Origin of the sequence: Rhizobium sp. ZX09, assembly GCF_017357485.1 — a bacterium.
GTDB classification, from domain to species: domain Bacteria; phylum Pseudomonadota; class Alphaproteobacteria; order Rhizobiales; family Rhizobiaceae; genus Agrobacterium; species Agrobacterium pusense.
Genome location: NZ_CP031363.1, coordinates 666,459 through 683,806, shown reverse-complemented (window position 1 = coordinate 683,806; position 17,348 = coordinate 666,459). Strand labels below are relative to the sequence as shown.

At 62.7% G+C, this 17,348-nt stretch carries 17 protein-coding genes; 14 read left to right on the top strand and 3 right to left on the bottom strand.

All coding sequences use genetic code 11. From position 1 onward, the window contains the following. The first annotated feature begins 7 nt into the window (after nt 1–7). From BTN45_RS03365 to trbF, 13 genes are all read left to right on the top strand, one after another. A complete protein-coding gene (locus tag BTN45_RS03365; RefSeq protein ID WP_029074207.1) occupies nt 8–970 on the top strand; it encodes a LysR family transcriptional regulator in 963 nt (320 codons plus the stop codon). A 314-nt stretch (nt 971–1,284) separates the two neighbouring features. Next, nucleotides 1,285–2,499, top strand: coding sequence for a chloramphenicol/florfenicol efflux MFS transporter FloR (gene floR, locus BTN45_RS03360; RefSeq protein ID WP_099547421.1), 1,215 nt, complete (start codon nt 1,285–1,287; stop codon nt 2,497–2,499). Between the two features lie 27 nt (nt 2,500–2,526). After that, a complete protein-coding gene (locus BTN45_RS03355) occupies nt 2,527–3,510 on the top strand; it encodes a LysR family transcriptional regulator (RefSeq protein WP_051231116.1) in 984 nt (327 codons plus the stop codon). 131 nt (nt 3,511–3,641) lie between these two features. Continuing rightward, nucleotides 3,642–5,630: a conjugal transfer protein TraG gene (locus BTN45_RS03350; RefSeq protein WP_207588929.1), complete on the top strand. Its 1,989-nt coding sequence runs from the start codon at nt 3,642–3,644 to the stop codon at nt 5,628–5,630. A gap of 10 nt (nt 5,631–5,640) precedes the next feature. Next, nucleotides 5,641–6,120, top strand: coding sequence for a hypothetical protein (locus BTN45_RS03345; protein ID WP_029074210.1), 480 nt, complete (start codon nt 5,641–5,643; stop codon nt 6,118–6,120). 146 nt (nt 6,121–6,266) lie between these two features. Further along, complete coding sequence (gene trbB / locus BTN45_RS03340) at nt 6,267–7,262, top strand: P-type conjugative transfer ATPase TrbB (RefSeq protein ID WP_099547423.1); 996 nt, start codon at nt 6,267–6,269, stop codon at nt 7,260–7,262. Then, nucleotides 7,259–7,591: a TrbC/VirB2 family protein gene (locus BTN45_RS03335; protein WP_207588928.1), complete on the top strand. Its 333-nt coding sequence runs from the start codon at nt 7,259–7,261 to the stop codon at nt 7,589–7,591. Before trbB ends, BTN45_RS03335 begins: the two co-directional genes overlap by 4 nt. Continuing rightward, complete coding sequence (locus tag BTN45_RS03330; protein ID WP_207588927.1) at nt 7,591–7,872, top strand: VirB3 family type IV secretion system protein; 282 nt, start codon at nt 7,591–7,593, stop codon at nt 7,870–7,872. The genes BTN45_RS03335 and BTN45_RS03330 overlap by 1 nt, the downstream gene beginning before the upstream one ends. A 13-nt stretch (nt 7,873–7,885) precedes the next feature. Continuing rightward, nucleotides 7,886–10,378, top strand: coding sequence for a conjugal transfer protein TrbE (gene trbE / locus BTN45_RS03325; RefSeq protein ID WP_207588926.1), 2,493 nt, complete (start codon nt 7,886–7,888; stop codon nt 10,376–10,378). Continuing rightward, nucleotides 10,375–11,148 carry a P-type conjugative transfer protein TrbJ gene (gene trbJ, locus BTN45_RS03320; protein ID WP_099547425.1) on the top strand — a complete coding sequence of 258 codons (774 nt, stop codon included), beginning with the start codon at nt 10,375–10,377 and terminating at the stop codon, nt 11,146–11,148. Before trbE ends, trbJ begins: the two co-directional genes overlap by 4 nt. 14 nt (nt 11,149–11,162) lie before the next feature. Beyond that, nucleotides 11,163–11,429, top strand: a complete 267-nt coding sequence (gene trbK-alt, locus BTN45_RS03315; protein ID WP_099547426.1) for a putative entry exclusion protein TrbK-alt — start codon at nt 11,163–11,165, stop codon at nt 11,427–11,429. A gap of 2 nt (nt 11,430–11,431) precedes the next feature. Then, nucleotides 11,432–12,823, top strand: a complete 1,392-nt coding sequence (trbL, locus tag BTN45_RS03310) for a P-type conjugative transfer protein TrbL (RefSeq protein ID WP_207588921.1) — start codon at nt 11,432–11,434, stop codon at nt 12,821–12,823. Beyond that, nucleotides 12,820–13,449: a conjugal transfer protein TrbF gene (gene trbF / locus BTN45_RS03305; protein WP_207588913.1), complete on the top strand. Its 630-nt coding sequence runs from the start codon at nt 12,820–12,822 to the stop codon at nt 13,447–13,449. Before trbL ends, trbF begins: the two co-directional genes overlap by 4 nt. Before the next feature lie 599 nt (nt 13,450–14,048). Here the strand turns inward: trbF and BTN45_RS03300 are convergent. From BTN45_RS03300 to BTN45_RS03290, 3 genes are all read right to left on the bottom strand, one after another. Beyond that, nucleotides 14,049–15,419: an IS1182-like element ISCfr1 family transposase gene (locus BTN45_RS03300; RefSeq protein ID WP_000971921.1), complete on the bottom strand. Its 1,371-nt coding sequence runs from the start codon at nt 15,417–15,419 to the stop codon at nt 14,049–14,051. A 114-nt stretch (nt 15,420–15,533) separates the two neighbouring features. Beyond that, nucleotides 15,534–16,670 carry a DUF3883 domain-containing protein gene (locus tag BTN45_RS03295; RefSeq protein WP_207588911.1) on the bottom strand — a complete coding sequence of 379 codons (1,137 nt, stop codon included), beginning with the start codon at nt 16,668–16,670 and terminating at the stop codon, nt 15,534–15,536. Between the two features lie 50 nt (nt 16,671–16,720). Then, nucleotides 16,721–16,948, bottom strand: coding sequence for a hypothetical protein (locus BTN45_RS03290; protein ID WP_000248278.1), 228 nt, complete (start codon nt 16,946–16,948; stop codon nt 16,721–16,723). Nucleotides 16,949–16,971: 23 nt separating this feature from the next. Between BTN45_RS03290 and BTN45_RS03285 the strand changes: the two genes are divergently transcribed. Beyond that, nucleotides 16,972–17,163 carry a hypothetical protein gene (locus BTN45_RS03285; protein ID WP_000951934.1) on the top strand — a complete coding sequence of 64 codons (192 nt, stop codon included), beginning with the start codon at nt 16,972–16,974 and terminating at the stop codon, nt 17,161–17,163. The last annotated feature ends 185 nt before the right edge of the window (nt 17,164–17,348 follow it).

Here is a 17,348-nt window from a genome sequence, read left to right as displayed (position 1 = left end):
GCATAGGATGCGGCGTTCGAAAAGACATGCGAACGATGCCTTCCGATCAAGTGAAACGCTGCTCGGGTCGCGCATACCTCTCTTGTCGCTGATCCAGACGCTTGCGGTCGCTGAATATCTCAACTTCCGCCACGCAGCGAACGCACTCGGGGTTGCACAATCCAGCGTCAGCGCCCGCGTGAAGGCGCTGGAAGAAGACCTTGGCATCCTCCTGTTCGAGCGTCGTGCGCGTGGCGTTCGGTTGACCGAAGCCGGACGCCACTTCGTCGAGCGGATCGCAGCCGGCGTCGATCAACTCGACCATGCGGTGAAGACCGCAGGCATGGCGGCGACGGGGGAATGGGGCCGCCTGCGCATCGGCGTCCATGCCTTGATTCCGCGCAGCTTCCTCGCCGATCTGATCGGGCAGTATCGGGAAAACCATCCCGGCATCGAGGTCGAAATCACCGAAGGCACGGCCCGCGATGCGGTCATGCAGCTTCGTGCCGACCGGCTGGACGTGGCGTTCGTCGCTGGCACACCAGAGCTGCCCGACTGCCATACACGGCCGGTCTGGACTGAATCGCTGGTAGCGGTGCTACCGGATAGGCATCGTCTTGCCGGGCAGCCGGCAATCACTTGGGCCGATCTGGTCGGCGAAACCTTCCTTGTCCGCTATGGTGGCACTGGCCCGCAGGTTCATGACCATATCGTGCTGCGCCTTGCCGGGCGCTGGCCCGCGCCTTCGATACTGCGCTTCGACGTAGGACGTGGCACGCTACTATCCATGGTCGGACAGGGATTCGGCATTACCATCGTCGGGGCAGCGACGGCACTGCTGCCGACTGCCGGCATCACCTTCCTGCCTTTCGCCGATGAGCCAGAGCCGGTTGCCTTTACCGCCGTCTGGTCGCCGTTCAATCGAAGCGCCGCGCTCCGTGATCTGCTCTCTCTCGCAAAAGAAATGGGTCGGCTGATCCGCGTCGACTGAACCTCTGCCGTTCCAGCCAACCGCCAAAGCAAGGCATAGGGGTTTCATACGGCCAAGAATGACGGGAACGTCAACAGCGGGGGATTGGGTGGCTACGAGCCAGCGATACGGCATTGCGAGGCAACAGCTGATCGTATAAGTGATAGCTAGTCAAATTTGTGATCGTGGAGTGGTCAGCATGGGAAATCCAAAGTCAGCAGACAAGTAAGCCGCAACAGCAAAATTGTTGTTGCGGCGCTCTGTGAGACCAATCCCATGTGATTGCTGATGTGCAGACGCCGCCCGAGATTTCTTAATCGAGCGGTTGACTTATCATGACCATCACACGCCCTGCATGGGCCTATACGCTGCCGGCAGCCCTACTGCTGATGGCTCCCTTCGACATCCTCGCTTCACTGGCGATGGATATTTATCTCCCCGTCGTTCCAGCGATGCCCGGCATCCTGAACACGACGCCCGCCATGATCCAACTCACGTTGAGCCTCTATATTGTGATGCTCGGTGTGGGCCAGGTGATTTTTGGTCCGCTCTCAGACCGCATCGGGCGACGGCCAATTCTACTTGCGGGCGCAACGGCTTTCGTCATTGCGTCTCTGGGAGCAGCTTGGTCTTCAACTGCACCAGCCTTTGTCGCTTTCCGTCTGCTTCAAGCAGTCGGCGCATCGGCCATGCTGGTGGCGACGTTCGCGACGGTTCGCGACGTTTATGCCAGTCGTCCTGAGGGTGTCGTCATCTACGGCCTTTTCAGTTCGATGCTGGCGTTCGTACCTGCGCTCGGCCCTATCGCCGGAGCGTTGATCGGCGAGTTCTTGGGATGGCAGGCGATATTCATTGCTTTGGCTATACTGGCGATGCTCGCACTCCTAAATGCGGGTTTCAGGTGGCACGAAACCCGCCCTCTGGATCAAGCGAAGACGCGCCGATCTGTTTTGCCGATCTTCGCGAGTCCGGCTTTTTGGGTTTACACCATCGGCTTTAGCGCCGGTATGGGCACCTTCTTCGTCTTCTTCTCGACGGCTCCCCGTGTGCTCATAGGCCAAGCGGAATATTCCGAGATCGGATTCAGCTTTGCCTTCGCCACTGTCGCGCTTGTAATGATCGTGACAACTCGTTTCGCGAAGTCCTTTGTCACCAGATGGGGCATCGCGGGATGCGTAGCGCGTGGAATGGCGTTGCTCGTTTTCGGGGCGGTCCTGTTGGGGATCGGCGAACTCTTCGGTTCGCCGTCATTCCTCACCTTCATCGTGCCGATGTGGCTCATGGCGGTCGCCATTGTCTTCACTGTGTCCGTTACCGCGAACGGCGCTTTGGCAGAGTTCGACGACATCGCAGGATCAGCGGTCGCGTTCTACTTCTGCGTTCAAAGCCTGATAGTCAGCATTGTCGGGACATTGGCGGTGACGCTGTTAAACGGTGACACAGCGTGGCCGGTGATCTGTTACGCCACGGCGATGGCAGTGCTGGTGTCGTTGGGGCTGGCGCTCCTTCGGCTCCGTGGGACTGCCACCGAGAAGTCGCCAGTCGTCTAACCGACGACTGGTGGCAGGCCCGCTCCGATGCGGCGCACTAACCATCGAAACCTCGTGAATGGCGGTATCCTGTCTGGCAGGATACCGCTCATTTCCCTTGTTCAGTTCATCGCCGTCGCCGAGCATCTGAATTTTCGGCATGCGGCCAAGGCACTCGGCGTCAGCCAGTCGAGCGTCAGCGCGCGTGTGAAAGCGCTGGAGGATAACCTTGGTATCCTGCTGTTTGAGCGCCATGCGCGGGGCGTTCGGCTAACAGACGCAGGCAGGCACTTCATGGAGCGTGTCACGGCGGGTGTCGATCAACTCGATCACGCGGTGAAGACCGCCGGCATGACAGCTCAAGGAGAATGTGGCCGGCTTCGCATCGGCATCCATGCCTTGATCCCACGCAGCTTTCTCACGGAGCTGATCCGTCATTATCGGGAAGCCCATACCGGCATTGAGGTCGAGATAACCGAAGGCACGGCCCGCGATGCGGTGATGCAGCTTCGTGCTGACCAGCTCGACGTGGCGTTCGTCGCGGGCAAGCCCGAGATGCCCGACTGCCATACCCGACCGATCTGGACCGAACCGCTGGTGGTGGTGCTATCGGATGGGCATCGCCTCGCCGGGCAGTCCGCAATCACTTGGTCCGATCTGGTCGGCGAGACTTTCATTGTTCGCTATGGTGGCACCGGCCCGCAGGTCCATGACCATATCGTGCTGCGCCTTGCCGGGCGTTGGCCCGCACCGTCGATCCTGCGCTTTGATGTGGGGCGCGGCACGCTGCTATCTATGGTCGGACAAGGCTTCGGCATCACTATCGTCGGCGAGGCCACGTCATTATTGCCGACGACCGGCATCGTCTTCCTGCCCTTCCTCGATGAACCGGAGCCGGTTGCCTTTACAGCCGTCTGGTCGCCGTTCAATCGCAGCTCCGCACTGAAAAATCTACTCAACCTCGCAGGCAAAATGAAGCGTGACGGCGATTCGCCCAATCGTTTCCTAGATGGCACTCGACCGGCACGATAACGGCAAAGGCGACCCGTCCTATTTGCCGCCGATAGTATCCGGCAGCCCTCCGGCATCCTCTTTCCTGTTGCCCGTCCCGATTTTGCCTACTCTCTGATCGGCTCCGTCTTTTTTTGCCGACTGGAGCCTGTATGCGCGGAGGCCGAATCCTTTGGGGGCAGATTGGTGCCGTCTTCACCATCGTTCTGGTGATGGTGTGGGCAGCGACGCAATGGACGGCGTTCCGCCTCGGCTTCCAGCCGCAGCTTGGAGCACCATGGTTCGAGCTGGCGGGCCTGCCGGTCTATTATCCGCCCGCCTTCTTCTGGTGGTGGTTTTCGTTCGACGCCTACGCGCCCGCGATCTTCGTCGAGGGCGGCATCATCGCGGTATCGGGCGGCTTCCTCGCCATCGCCGCCGCCATCTTCATGTCGATCATCCGGGCGCGGGAAGCGCGCAACGTCGCCACCTATGGATCGGCGCGATGGGCCGAGGGCAAGGAAATCCATGCGGCCGGATTGCTCGGCCCCGATGGCGTCCTGCTCGGCCGATACGACCGGGACTATCTGCGCCATGATGGTCCTGAGCATGTCCTATGCTTCGCCCCGACGCGCAGCGGCAAAGGTGTCGGGCTGGTGGTGCCGACGCTGCTGACATGGCCGGCATCCGCCATCGTTCACGACATAAAGGGCGAGAACTGGACCCTGACAGCGGGCTTTCGCGCGAAGCATGGCCGTGTGCTGCTGTTCGATCCCACGAACGCCAGATCGTCCGCCTACAATCCGTTGCTCGAAGTCCGGCAAGGCGAATGGGAAGTCCGCGACGTGCAGAATATCGCGGATATTCTGGTCGATCCCGAAGGCAGTCTCGACAAGCGCAACCATTGGGAAAAGACCAGCCATAGCTTGCTGGTCGGCGCGATCCTGCATGTTCTCTATGCGGAGAAGGACAAGACCTTGGCGGGCGTCGCCAACTTCCTGTCCGATCCCCGCCGCCCGGTCGAGGCAACCTTGCGCGCGATGATGGACACGCCGCATCTCGGCGAAGCAGGCGCTCATCCCGTCATCGCGTCGTCCGCCCGCGAACTGTTGAACAAATCCGAGAACGAGCGGTCGGGCGTGCTCTCCACCGCCATGTCGTTTCTCGGCCTCTACCGCGATCCCGTGGTGGCGCGGGTGACGGCGCGGTGCGACTGGCGCATTGCCGACCTGGTCGGCAGCCGCCAGCCCGTCACGCTCTATCTGGTCGTGCCGCCATCCGACATAAACCGCACCAAGCCGCTCATTCGCCTGATCCTCAACCAGATCGGCAGGCGGTTGACCGAGGAACTGACCACCTCCGGCAAGCGCCATCGGCTGCTGTTGATGCTGGACGAGTTTCCGGCGCTCGGCCGGCTCGACTTCTTTGAATCGGCGCTCGCCTTCATGGCGGGGTATGGAATCAAAGGCTTCCTGATCGCGCAGAGCCTCAACCAGATCGAGCGCGCCTATGGCCCGAACAACGCGATCCTCGACAACTGCCATGTGCGCGTCAGCTTCGCCACGAACGACGAAAGGACGGCCAAGCGGGTGAGCGACGCACTCGGCACCGCGACCGAACTGCGCGACTCCACCAACTACGCCGGGCACAGATTGGCCCCGTGGCTTGGGCATCTCATGGTTTCACGGCAGGAGACGGCCCGCCCGCTACTCACGCCGGGCGAAATCATGCAGCTTCCGCCCACCGATGAAATCGTGATGGTCGCGGGCACACCGCCGATCCGCGCGACCAAGGCCCGCTATTTCGAGGACGCGCGGTTGCAGGAACGCATCCTGACCCCGCCCGATCTGGTCGCCGCTCCGCTGGCGCCCAGTCCATCCGCCGATGATTGGTCCGGCCGTGTGGTCGCGGCGGAAAGCCATTCCGCGACCGACGCCGCACACGGGGCCGAGGGCGATCCGGCCAATGCTGGCATCCGCCGCGAGCCGGAGCTGCCTGAGCATGAGGAAATCGTCGCCCCGCCGCCATCACCCGAACAGGAGTTCGAGTTTGTGGACGACGAGCCGGACGTTGACGCGGCCAAGGCCCGCGCCATGCGCCAACGTATGAGGATGGTCGCGCGGCAGATCGCATTGAACCCCGATGACGGAATCGACCTTTGAGGACACGACCATGGCAACCAGAACCCGCCTGAATCTCTATTTCGACCCCGCGCTCATTCCGCAGATCGAAGCGATGGCGCTGCGCCGCTCGGTGGCGCTGCGCCGTAATGTCTCAAAATCCGCCATCGTGGAGGCGGCGGTCATATCTTACCTGTCCGGCGATGCCGACGACCAGCTTGAAGCCGCCATGTCGCGCCGCATGGACAAGCTCGGCCGCCAGATCGACACGCTCGACCTGGATCTCGCCGTCCTCGGCGAGACGGTCGCGCAGTTCATCCATTTCTGGATGACCATCACACCGCCGCTTACGGGAGCCGCACAATCCGCTGCCCGAGCGAAAGGCGCGGAGCGGTTCGAGGGCTTCATGCAAAATCTCGGCCGGCGTCTGGCGACGGGCGACAGGTTCCTCAAGGAGCTGTCGCGTGACCTCGACTCACTTCCCGACGATCAGTTGCCGGACGAGTCCGAGAGCAACGGCGATCAAGAATGAGTATTCGGACCCATCCTATTTACCGCCGTTCGCCGCCGATCACCGCCGCCTCATAGATACTTGTTGAACCGGCCGCATTTCGGTCTCTCTTAATCGACCCCGATCTGGGGATTGCCTGTCGCGCCCCATGAAGAAACGGGGCCGACATGACCACCAACCACCAAAAACCGGAATCCATCGCGCGCGGCGCGCGCATGTTGCGCACCGCGCTCGGCCCCGCCATTGCCCGGCTGCTCGAAGACCCGGCCGTCGTCGAGGTGATGCTGAACCCGGACGGTCGCCTTTGGGTGGACCGGCTATCCGAAGGGCTTTCCGACACGGGCGAGCGACTGTCCGCCGCCGATGGCGAACGCATCGTTCGGCTAGTCGCGCATCATGTCGGCGCGGAGGTTCATGCCCGCAGCCCCCGCGTCTCGGCCGAACTGCCCGAGAGCGGGGAGCGGTTTGAAGGGCTATTGCCGCCCGTGGTCGCTGCCCCGACCTTCGCCATCCGCAAGCCCGCCGTCGCGGTGTTCACGCTCGACGACTATGTGGCGGCGGGCATCATGTCCACCGATCAGGCGGAAACGCTGCGCGAAGCCGTCGCATCCCGCGCCAATATCTTGGTAGCGGGCGGCACCAGCACCGGCAAAACCACGCTGACCAATGCGCTGCTCGCCGAGGTGGCGAAGACGGCGGATCGCGTCGTCATCATCGAGGACACGCGCGAGCTGCAATGCGCCGCGCCCAACCTTGTCGCCATGCGGACGAAAGACGGCGTGGCGACGCTTTCCGATCTGGTCCGGTCCTCGCTGCGCCTGCGCCCCGACCGCATCCCTATCGGCGAGGTGCGCGGATCGGAAGCCCTCGACCTGCTCAAAGCATGGGGCACGGGCCATCCGGGCGGGATCGGCACCATTCATGCAGGCACCGGCATCGGCGCGCTGCGCCGCCTTGAACAGCTCATCCAAGAGGCTGTCGTCACCGTCCAGCGCGCCCTGATCGCCGAGACAATCGACCTCGTTGCCGTCCTTTCCGGGCGCGGTTCCGCGCGCCGGCTGGCCGAACTCGCCCGCGTCGAAGGGCTGGGACCGGACGGCGACTACCGCATCACGCATCCCATCCCTTTGGCAATCCCCACCAGCACAGGAGAATCTTCATGATCCGCACGATTTCGCGCGGCTATCGCTTCGCCGCGACCGCCGCATCCACCCTTGTCATCAGCTTCATGCTCGCCCCGGCCGCCCATGCGTCCGGTTCGTCGATGCCGTGGGAAGCACCGCTCCAAAGCATCCTCCAGTCCATCGAAGGGCCGGTTGCCAAGATCATCGCCGTCATCATCATCATCGTGACCGGCCTGACTTTGGCCTTCGGCGATACGGGCGGCGGCTTTCGCAAGCTGATCCAGATCGTGTTCGGCCTGTCCATCGCCTTCGCGGCGTCGAGCTTCTTCCTGTCGTTCTTCTCGTTCGGCGGCGGGGCGCTCCTCTGATGGCGGGCGGCCTCGAACAGCTCGACGCGGTGCCGGGGTTCACGGTCCCGGTCCATCGGGCGCTGACCGAGCATATTTTGCTCGGCGGCGCACCGCGCTCCATCGCGATTCTGAACGGCACGCTGGCCGGGGCCGTGGGCCTCGGCCTGCGCCTCTGGCTGGTCGGCATCGCCATCTGGGCCATCGGTCATTTCGCGGCCGTGTGGGCGGCGAAGCGCGATCCCCAATTCGTCGAGGTCGGGCGGCGGCATCTCCGCATCCCCGCTCATCTGGCGGTTTGAGGGAGGCGCGTCGATGATGAACCTTGCCGAATACCGCCGCACCGCCACCCGGCTCGCCGACTATCTGCCATGGGCCGCGCTGGTCGGCTCCGGCGTCGTCTTGAACAAGGACGGCAGCTTTCAGAGGACGGCGAAGTTTCGCGGTCCCGATCTGGATTCCGCCGTCGCCGCCGAGCTGGTCGCCGTCGCCGGCCGGATCAACAACGCCGTGCGCCGTCTCGGCTACGGCTGGAGCATCTTTGTCGAGGCGCAGCGCAGCGAGGCCGCAACCTATCCCGACAGCATCTTTCCTGATCCCGCGTCGGCGCTGGTCGATGCGGAGCGGAAAGCCGGTTTCAAGGAAGCGGGCGCGCATTTCGTTTCCGGCTATTTCCTCACCTTCCTCTGGCTGCCCCCGGCCGAGGAAGCCGCCCGCACCGAGGCATGGCTCTATGAGGGCCGGGAGAAAGCGGGCGTGGACCCGTGGGAACTGCTGCGCGGCTTCATCGACCGCACCGACCGCGTGCTGGCCTTGCTCGACGGCTTCATGCCCGAGTGCCGTTGGATGGATGACGGCGCGACGCTGACCTATCTCCATTCCACCATCTCGACCAACCGCCATCGCGTGCGCGTGCCCGAGGTGCCCATGCACCTCGACGCGCTGCTCGCCGACCAGCCGTTGACCGGCGGGCTGGAGCCGCGCCTTGGCGACGCGCATCTGCGCGTCCTGACCATCGTGGGATTCCCGACCGCGACGACGCCGGGCCTGCTCGACGAAATGAACCGGCTGCCGTTCCCCTATAGGTGGAGCACGCGCGCGATCCTGCTCGACAAGACCGATGCGACCCGGCTGCTGACCCGCATCCGTCGCCAATGGTTCGCCAAGCGCAAGAGCGTCGCCGCGATTCTCAAAGAGGTGATGACCAACGAGGCGTCCGCCCTTGTGGACACAGACGCCGCGAACAAGGCGCTCGACGCCGACATGGCGTTGCAGGAGCTTGGGGCGGACGTGGCGGGCATGGCCTACGTCACGGCGACCGTCACCGTTTGGGATGCCGACCCGCACATAGCCGACGAGAAGCTGCGCCTGGTCGAGAAGATCGTTCAGGGCCGTGACTTCACCGTCATGCCCGAAACCCTCAACGCGGTTGACGCATGGCTCGGCAGCCTGCCCGGACACGCCTACGCGAATGTCCGCCAGCCGCCCATCAGCACTTTGAATCTCGCCCACATGATCCCGCTTTCGGCGGTGTGGGCGGGGCCGGAACGGGACGAGCATTTCGGCGATGCTCCATTGCTCTACGCTAGGACCGAAGGCTCCACCCCGTTCCGGTTTTCTTTGCATGTCGGCGACGTAGGCCACACCCTTGTCGTCGGCCCCACAGGCGCGGGGAAGTCCGTCCTGCTCGCGCTCATGGCCTTGCAGTTCCGCCGCTATGCAGGATCGCAGGTCTTCGCCTTTGACTTCGGCGGTTCGATCCGGGCCGCGTCGCTCGCCATGGGCGGCGACTGGCACGACCTCGGCGGCGGGCTGACAGAAGGGGCCGAGGCGTCCGTCTCGCTCCAGCCGCTCGCCCGCATCCACGACACCTATGAACGCGCATGGGCGGCGGACTGGATTGCCGCCATCCTCATACGCGCGGGCGTCGCCATCACACCCGAGGTCAAAGAGTATCTTTGGACGGCGCTGACTTCGCTTGCGTCCGCGCCGGTTGAAGAACGCACCATCACCGGCCTTGCCGTGCTGCTCCAGTCGAACGACTTGAAGCAGGCATTGCGCCCGTTCTGCGTCGGAGGTGCCTATGGCCGGCTGCTCGACGCCGAGGCGGAACATCTCGGCTCGGCCGATGTGCAAGCCTTCGAGATCGAGGGCCTTGTCGGGACCGGCGCGGCCCCCGCCGTGCTCGCCTATCTGTTCCATCGCATCGGTGACCGGCTCGACGGGCGGCCCACGCTGCTCATCATCGACGAGGGCTGGCTTGCGCTGGACGATGAGGCATTCGCCGGCCAGCTCCGCGAATGGCTGAAAACGCTCCGCAAGAAAAACGCTAGCGTCATTTTCGCCACGCAAAGCCTGTCCGACATTGATGGGAGCAACATCGCGCCCGCCATCATCGAGAGCTGCCCGACGCGGCTCTTGCTGCCGAACGAGCGCGCCATCGAGCCGCAGATTACAGCCATCTATCGCCGCTTCGGCCTCAATGACCGCCAGATAGAAATCCTCGCAAGGGCCACGCCCAAGCGGGATTATTACTGCCAAAGCCGCAGGGGCAATCGCCTGTTCGAGCTTGGCCTGTCCGAAGTCGGCCTCGCGCTTTGCGCCGCATCCGCCAAATCCGACCAGACGCTCATTGCACAAATCCTCGCCGAGCACGGACGCGACGGCTTCCTCGCCGCATGGCTGCGCGAGCGCGGCGTCGATTGGGCGGCCGACCTGATCCCGAACCTCACCAATCTTGCCGACCGGCCGGAATCCGCCGCGCCGGCCCGGCTCGATACCCACCCCACACAGGAGATTCTTCCATGACCTATCCCAAGATCGTCGGGGCCTCGGCCCTCGCGCTGGCGCTCGCCGTGCCCGTCACGCTTTCGCCCATGCTGGCAAGCCCGGCCCATGCCCAGCTTTTCGGCCGGATCGTCTATGACCCGTCCAACTATGCGCAGAACGTGCTCACGGCCGCGCGCACGCTGGAGCAGATCAACAACCAGATTCAGAGCCTCCAGAACGAGGCGCAGATGCTCATCAATCAGGCCCGCAACCTTGCGAGCCTGCCGCATAGCTCGCTCCAGCAGCTCCAGCAGAACGTCCAGCGCACGCAGCAGCTTCTCGGGCAGGCTCAAAATCTCGCGTTCGAGGTCGGCCAGATCGACCAAGCGTTCCAGAGCCAATACGGCAATGTCTCGCTGTCCGCGACCGACGCCCAGCTTGTCGCCGATGCGCGCGGCCGTTGGGAAAATACGGTTGGCGGTTTGCAGGACGCCATGCGCGTGCAGGCTGGCGTCGTCGGCAACATCGACAGCAATCGCGCCGAGATGGCCGCGCTTGTCGGCCAGAGCCAAGGCGCGACCGGCGCGCTGCAAGCCACGCAGGCCGGCAACCAGCTCCTTGCCCTCCAGTCGCTGCAGCTTTCCGACCTGATCGCGCTCATCTCGGCGAACGGGCGGGCCGACGCGCTGACCGAGGCCGAGCGTGCGACCGCCGCCGAACAAGGCCGCGAGCAGCGCCGTCGCTTCCTCACGCCCGGCACCGGCTACCAGCCGGGCAACGCGCAGATGTTCAACAACGGCAACAACTGACCGGGAGGCTCGCCATGGACGGCAAGATGCTGGCCCGGCTCGGGGCCGTGGTGTTCATCGCCATCGCCGTCACGGCGACCGCAATCGACATGGCGCGGAAGGATGAACCTTCCGCGCCACCCCCTGCGCCGGCCTTCCAGCCCCCGGCCGACCCGTTGCGCGAAACCCTGCGCCACTGCCAGCAGCTCGGCGAGGCGGCGGCAAGTGACGCCGGCTGCCTCGCCGCATGGGCTGAATCCCGCGACCGCTTCCTCGGCCGTGATCGCAGCGAGGCGCGCTGACCATGGGCAACACGGGCGTCATCGACAATTTCCTCGGCGTATTCACCTCCTACATCGACAGCGGTTTCGGCCTGCTCGGCGGCGAGGTCGCCTTCATCGCCACGACGCTCATTGTCATCGACGTGACGCTCGCCGCGCTCTTTTGGGCATGGGGCGCGGATGACGACATCATCGCGCGCTTGGTCAGGAAGACCCTGTTTGTCGGGGTATTCGCCTACATCATTTCCAACTGGAACAATCTCGCGCGCATCGTCTTCGAGAGCTTCGCCGGCCTCGGCCTCCTGGCGTCGGGCACCAGCTTTTCGGTTGCGGACCTGATGCGGCCGGGCCGCGTGGCGCAGACCGGCCTCGACGCCGGCCGCCCGCTGCTCGATTCCATTTCCGACCTGATGGGCTGGATCGCCTTCTTTGAGAACTTCATCCAGATCGCGTGCCTGCTGTTCGCATGGGCGCTCGTGGTGTTGGCCTTCTTCATCCTCGCCATCCAGCTTTTCGTGACCCTCATCGAGTTCAAGCTGACCACGCTTGCCGGCTTCGTCCTCATCCCCTTCGGCCTGTTCGGCAAGACCGCCTTCATGGCCGAGAAGGTCTTGGGCAACGTGGTGTCCTCCGGCATCAAGGTTCTGGTGCTCGCCGTTATCATCGGTATCGGCAGCACCTTGTTTTCGCAGTTCACGGCCGGTTTCGGTGGCCAGACCCCGAGTATCGACGACGCCATGGCGATTGTGCTCGCCGCGCTGTCGCTGCTCGGCCTCGGCATCTTCGGCCCCGGCATCGCCAACGGCATCGTCTCGGGCGGCCCGCAGCTCGGGGCGGGTGCTGCCGTAGGCACGGGCCTCGCTGCCGGCGGCATGGTGCTTGCGGGCGGCGCGGCGGCTGGCGGCGGGGCCATGCTGGCCGCGAAGGGCGGCGCTGCTGCCCTGTCCGGTGGGGCCGCGGCCGTTCGCGGCGGCGCGACGGCCGCGGGAGCGGCGACCGCTGCATATAGCCTAGGCTCACTCGGCCAGACCGGAGCGGCAGGCGTTGCTTCCGGCCTCGGCGGTGTTGCACGCGCCGCAGGCTCGGCCGCCATCTCGCCGCTAAAACGCGCTGCCTCTAATGCAACATCCCAAGTAAGCGAAAGCGTCAAGTCCAGCTTCGCCGATGGCGTGCGCGCCGGTTTCGGTGCGACGGGCGGCGCGTCCTCCATGGGCACGGTAGGCAGCGCCAGCGCCAGCGCCACTGCGGCAGCCGCGCCGCCGACTTCCCCCGCTGGTCCTCCGGCTTGGGCGCAGCGGATGCAGCGCGGGCAGGCCCTCAATCACGGCACCACCATGTCAGCACATGCCGTTCGCTCCGGCGACAGCCACGGCTCCGGTTCCTCCGTCAACCTTTCCGAAAGTGACCGCTCATGAGCATCTTCAAACGACCCGCAACCCATTACGGCAAATCACCCGAACCCGAGACGCCATATCAGAAGGCCGCGCAGGCGTGGGACGAGCGTATCGGCTCGGCCCGCGTGCAGGCGAGGAACTGGCGGCTCATGGCCTTCGGTTCTCTGATCCTTTCCGCCGGCTTCGCCTCGGCGCTGGTCTGGCAATCCGCACGGGGGACCGTGGTGCCTTGGGTGGTGCAGGTCGATAATCTCGGACAGGCGCAGACCGTCGCGCCCGCGAACGCGGATTATCGCCCGACTGACCCGCAGATCGCTTTCCATCTCGGCCGCTTCATCGAGCAGGTCCGCGCGATCCCGGCCGACGCCATCATCGTCCGCCAGAATTGGCTTCGGGCTTATGAGTGGACCACGGATCGCGGCGCGGCTGCCTTGAACGACTACGCCCGCGCCAATGATCCCTTTGCCAAGGTCGGCCGTCAGCAGGTCGCCGTCGAGGTCTCGAGCGTCATCCGCGCATCCCCCAACAGCTTTCGGGTAGCGTGGACCGAACGCCATTTCGAGAGCGGCCAGCTCGCCACGACCGAACGCTGGACCGCGATCCTGACCATCGTGATCCTGTGGGAGGAAAATAAAGTGTCATCCTAACTACAGGACCCTGCAACGTAGCAATTCCTGCAAAAATCCATTTAAAACAATGACTTATTTCAATTCTGCCATCTGCAAGCGTTTTGTGGGGATGGAGGCCGGAATCATTAAAGTATCATCCTAATTTTCGCTCAACCTTGGAAAATGCTGAGAATCGTAAAAATAAAGTTTCATCCTTTCCGCTACTAGTTCAAGGCTTTCTTCCGGCCGCCGGCAACAACGCTGCTTGGCTGAGGCGATCCACTTGCGCTACCGCTCACTGATCAGATCGAACTTGAACTCGACGAGCAGCCAACCATCAGGCCGAGCGTGATCGCCAAAAAAAACGGATCATGCGAAATCCTTCGTTGAGTTTGGCGCGGGTTTTAGCAAATCAGCTGGCCCGCGATCCGGTTGAGAGTGATCCGAAGCGGTCCTTGACGACCGGCACAAATCGGCCGATTCTGTTGAAAAAGTAGCTTTAGCGGCAGCCTGCCGATCAGGTGTGCCTGCTGTCGAAGTGGCTGCAAGCCACTTCAAGTTGCCTTCCGGCGTTTCACTGAGCGTCCTTGCTCAGGTTTAAGGGTTAATTTGAGGGTTTCTGCTCGTAGCAGGCATACCTATCCCGTCAGCGGTGGCCCTTGAGGCAAAAGCTTGGCCATGCGGCGCAGGTTCTGCACCATCGCAGCCAAGGTGAATTCGTCAGTGGCACCCGTTAGGCCACGCAGTCGTAAACGGTCGAGTTTCATGATCCGTTTGAGGTGGGCGAAAAGCATCTCCACCTTCTTTCGTTCGCAGCGAGAGACGAGGTACTCCGGTGTCTTGGCGATGCGTCGAGCCACGTCGCGGGCAGCCTCATGGATGCTGCGGACGATCTTCCGATTCGGCGTGTTGGGGCAGCATTTCGCTTTCAACGGGCAGGTGGCGCAGTCGGTTTGGCTGGAGCGGTAAATGACGGTTTTGGCCTTAGTTACCCGCGACCTTTGCTGGGTGAAGGCGCGCCATTCACTGCGTAGCGGTTTGCCGGCTGGGCAGCGATATTCATTGGCGTCCTGACTCCAGTGAAAGTCGTTACTGGAGAGGCTGTCGTCCTTGCGCTCGGTCTTGTCCCACACCGGCACATGCGGTTCGATGTCCTTTTCTTCGACCATCCAGGCCAGCATCGGGGCGGTGCCATAAGCGGTATCGCCGATAAGGCGTTCCGGTGTGAGATCGAACTGCGCCTCGACACGCTCGACCATCGTCCTAGTCGAATCGACTTCGGCGGTACGGTGCGCCGGGGTAGCTTCCACGTCCATGATCACACCGTGCTCAGTGTCGATCAGGTAATTCGTGGAGTAGGCAAAAAAGGCCGGGCCACCTGGCGCTGCTGTCCAACGGGACTGAGGATCAGTGAGCGAAATTTTCTTGGGAAGAGCCTCAGCCAGCGCCTCTTCATCAAGGGCTTCGAGGTACTCGCGCACTGCGCGGCTGCTGAGCTTTGGATCGTTCCAATCGACCTCATCTCCCGCCACCCCACGTTGCCGGCTGGCATCCGCCTTAATGATGCTGGCGTCGACGGCGAAACCTTCACCCTTGACTAGGCCGGCTGCCATGCAGCGCCGCAGCACCTCATTGAATAACCAGCGGAATAGATCGCTGTCACGAAAACGCCCATGGCGATTCTTCGAGAAGGTCGAGTGATTGGGGACTTCGTCTTCCAGACCCAACCGGCAGAACCAGCGATAGGCCAGGTTCAGGTGCACCTCTTCGCACAATCGCCGCTCGGAACGAATGCCATAGCAGTAGCCGACGACCAGCATGCGCACCATCAACTCCGGGTCAATCGAGGGACGCCCGATGGGGCTATAGAAATCTGCCAGGTAGGCACGTAGATCACTGAGATCCAAGCACTGGTCGATGCTGCGCAGGAGATGTTGGGCCGGGACGTGATCTTCCAGATTGAACGAGTAGAACAGGCGCTGCTGTCCTCCCGGTAACTGTCCCATCATGCTGTTCGCCCCCACGCTCGCTGACAAAGCAATTTTGCCAACGGCATGGGGAGGCCGCTACTTTTTCAACAGAATCGGCCGCACACAGCCATTCGGCTCAACAGAACCCTGCCTTTACCCCACCAAACTCCGGAAACTCGCCCGGTAGTCCGTCGGCTTGAGATGCACATGTTGGCTGAGGTCGCCGGGTAGCGTGAACAGGCGCGGACCGTCCCGAAACTGGAACACGCGATACAGATGGAATTGATCGCCCGCCTCCTTGGAGAATTCGAGTTCGTTGTGGCTGACCAAGAAAGACGAGCCTACCCCGCCATTGGTGGTTTTCACCTCGATGAAGCGCTCATGGGCGTCCTCTTCGAACGACAGGATGTCGAACCCCGCACCGTCTCCCTGGGTGTCGGACACCCAATCCAGCCGCTGAAAAAGCTCTGGGTGGCCGAGCTCGGTCAGGCGTTGCTGTTCGTAGCCAATCACCCACTGCTCCCCTGCCCGGCCCAGCTTGCGGTTGGCTTCATCGCGAGCGGCATAATCGAACTTTCGCGGTAGGCGTTGCCGTAGAGATGCCGGGGTACGCACAAGCACTTCACGGGCGGGTGGTTCTACCAAAGCCGCTCGGTAGGTTTTGTCACCCGGAAGTTTTACCTCCTCCAGGGCATCGACAAGAGCGCCGACCGTCTGCTGATGTTCCAGAACGTAGGCGTGTACGGATTTACGCAGCAGCAGTTGGCTGTTGCCGCGTGGCTTGTAGCCGTTGATATAGGGCAGGCCCAGGGCATCGAGTACGGCGCTAATGTTCTGGTGCTTGAGCTCGACTGAAGACTTGCTGCGACCGTTCAGCAGTTGGCGCAGTGCCTGGTTGTGCTCGGACTTGTTGTACGGCTCCCCAGCCGCCTCGGCACGCAGCATGTCGAAATAGTCTTCGACCGTGGCCAGGACCTCTTCTTCGGACCAGTCTTCGCCGATGCGAATGATGCGAAACCCGAGCCGCGTCAGCGCCGGAACGACGGTCGCCTCGCCACCGGAGAAGCTGTCAGCAGTGAGCGGGCCCTGCTCGGGAAATTGCTTGCCGAAGGCCACACCGGCGATGGCCTTGGAATCGCAATCGGTGCCGGTCTTCGGATCACGTACCAGGAAGTCGCGGGACTTGCCGTAGCCGTGGCGCGCCAGGAATTTCTTGCGGCCCAGTTGCACGAACTCATCGATGGCAGCCTGCACGGCGGCGGGGCTTCGAAGCTGGGAGAGTTGAGACACAGGGTCCTTCCTTACTGTCATGGTGTGCCGGGAACCGCCGAGCCACGAGATTATGAGTAGCCCCTGAACAGAAACGTCACGATAAAAGCCGTGAACGCCACCAGGCCCATTAAATCCCTTGCGTATTTGCAGCCCGTGCTGTCCAAACCTGTACCAGGTCCGATCAACACGCTCCAACCATTGAGGTACGAAAACACCGCCTGACCGAACAAAAAATGCGTGATAGCCGCCGCAGCCATGACGCCGGAATCGTCAGACAGGCTGTAGCTGTTGACCATTGCCCTGTACGCCTGCATCTGAAATGGCTATTGCCCTGATGGGAGCCGGCTTTTCAGCCACCGACACCAGCGATGCCGTCAATATTCTTTACCCGATAACCATGACCGTACAAGCTAACAAGGCCTGGCAAGCCAGCGGACTTAAAAAGTCTTTTTTTCTACCATCCCACAAAAAAGTTCGTGGTGGAGAAAAGATAAGCTATGCAAGGCTTTAGGAGACGTGGTTTTTCAGGATGACGAAGAACGATTCGGCGCTAGGTGCAACATAGGTGCATCGCACGAGCGCTAGGAACGGCGAAAAAAGGCGGACGTGGCGAAATCGGTAGACGCAGCAGACTTTAAAATTGGAGTGCCCGCGGGGAAATCCGCGGAGTAGAACCGCTCAAAGTCGGGGAACGCT

Bases quoted from the DNA above. Each gene is read 5' to 3' on its own strand.
- BTN45_RS03365 (WP_029074207.1), top strand. From the start codon at position 8: ATGCGGCGTTCGAAAAGACATGCGAACGATGCCTTCCGATCAAGTGAA.
- floR (WP_099547421.1), top strand. From the start codon at position 1,285: ATGACCATCACACGCCCTGCATGGGCCTATACGCTGCCGGCAGCCCTA.
- BTN45_RS03355 (WP_051231116.1), top strand. From the start codon at position 2,527: ATGCGGCGCACTAACCATCGAAACCTCGTGAATGGCGGTATCCTGTCT.
- BTN45_RS03350 (WP_207588929.1), top strand. From the start codon at position 3,642: ATGCGCGGAGGCCGAATCCTTTGGGGGCAGATTGGTGCCGTCTTCACC.
- BTN45_RS03345 (WP_029074210.1), top strand. From the start codon at position 5,641: ATGGCAACCAGAACCCGCCTGAATCTCTATTTCGACCCCGCGCTCATT.
- trbB (WP_099547423.1), top strand. From the start codon at position 6,267: ATGACCACCAACCACCAAAAACCGGAATCCATCGCGCGCGGCGCGCGC.
- BTN45_RS03335 (WP_207588928.1), top strand. From the start codon at position 7,259: ATGATCCGCACGATTTCGCGCGGCTATCGCTTCGCCGCGACCGCCGCA.
- BTN45_RS03330 (WP_207588927.1), top strand. From the start codon at position 7,591: ATGGCGGGCGGCCTCGAACAGCTCGACGCGGTGCCGGGGTTCACGGTC.
- trbE (WP_207588926.1), top strand. From the start codon at position 7,886: ATGATGAACCTTGCCGAATACCGCCGCACCGCCACCCGGCTCGCCGAC.
- trbJ (WP_099547425.1), top strand. From the start codon at position 10,375: ATGACCTATCCCAAGATCGTCGGGGCCTCGGCCCTCGCGCTGGCGCTC.
- trbK-alt (WP_099547426.1), top strand. From the start codon at position 11,163: ATGGACGGCAAGATGCTGGCCCGGCTCGGGGCCGTGGTGTTCATCGCC.
- trbL (WP_207588921.1), top strand. From the start codon at position 11,432: ATGGGCAACACGGGCGTCATCGACAATTTCCTCGGCGTATTCACCTCC.
- trbF (WP_207588913.1), top strand. From the start codon at position 12,820: ATGAGCATCTTCAAACGACCCGCAACCCATTACGGCAAATCACCCGAA.
- BTN45_RS03300 (WP_000971921.1), bottom strand. From the start codon at position 15,419: ATGATGGGACAGTTACCGGGAGGACAGCAGCGCCTGTTCTACTCGTTC.
- BTN45_RS03290 (WP_000248278.1), bottom strand. From the start codon at position 16,948: ATGGTCAACAGCTACAGCCTGTCTGACGATTCCGGCGTCATGGCTGCG.
- BTN45_RS03285 (WP_000951934.1), top strand. From the start codon at position 16,972: ATGGCTATTGCCCTGATGGGAGCCGGCTTTTCAGCCACCGACACCAGC.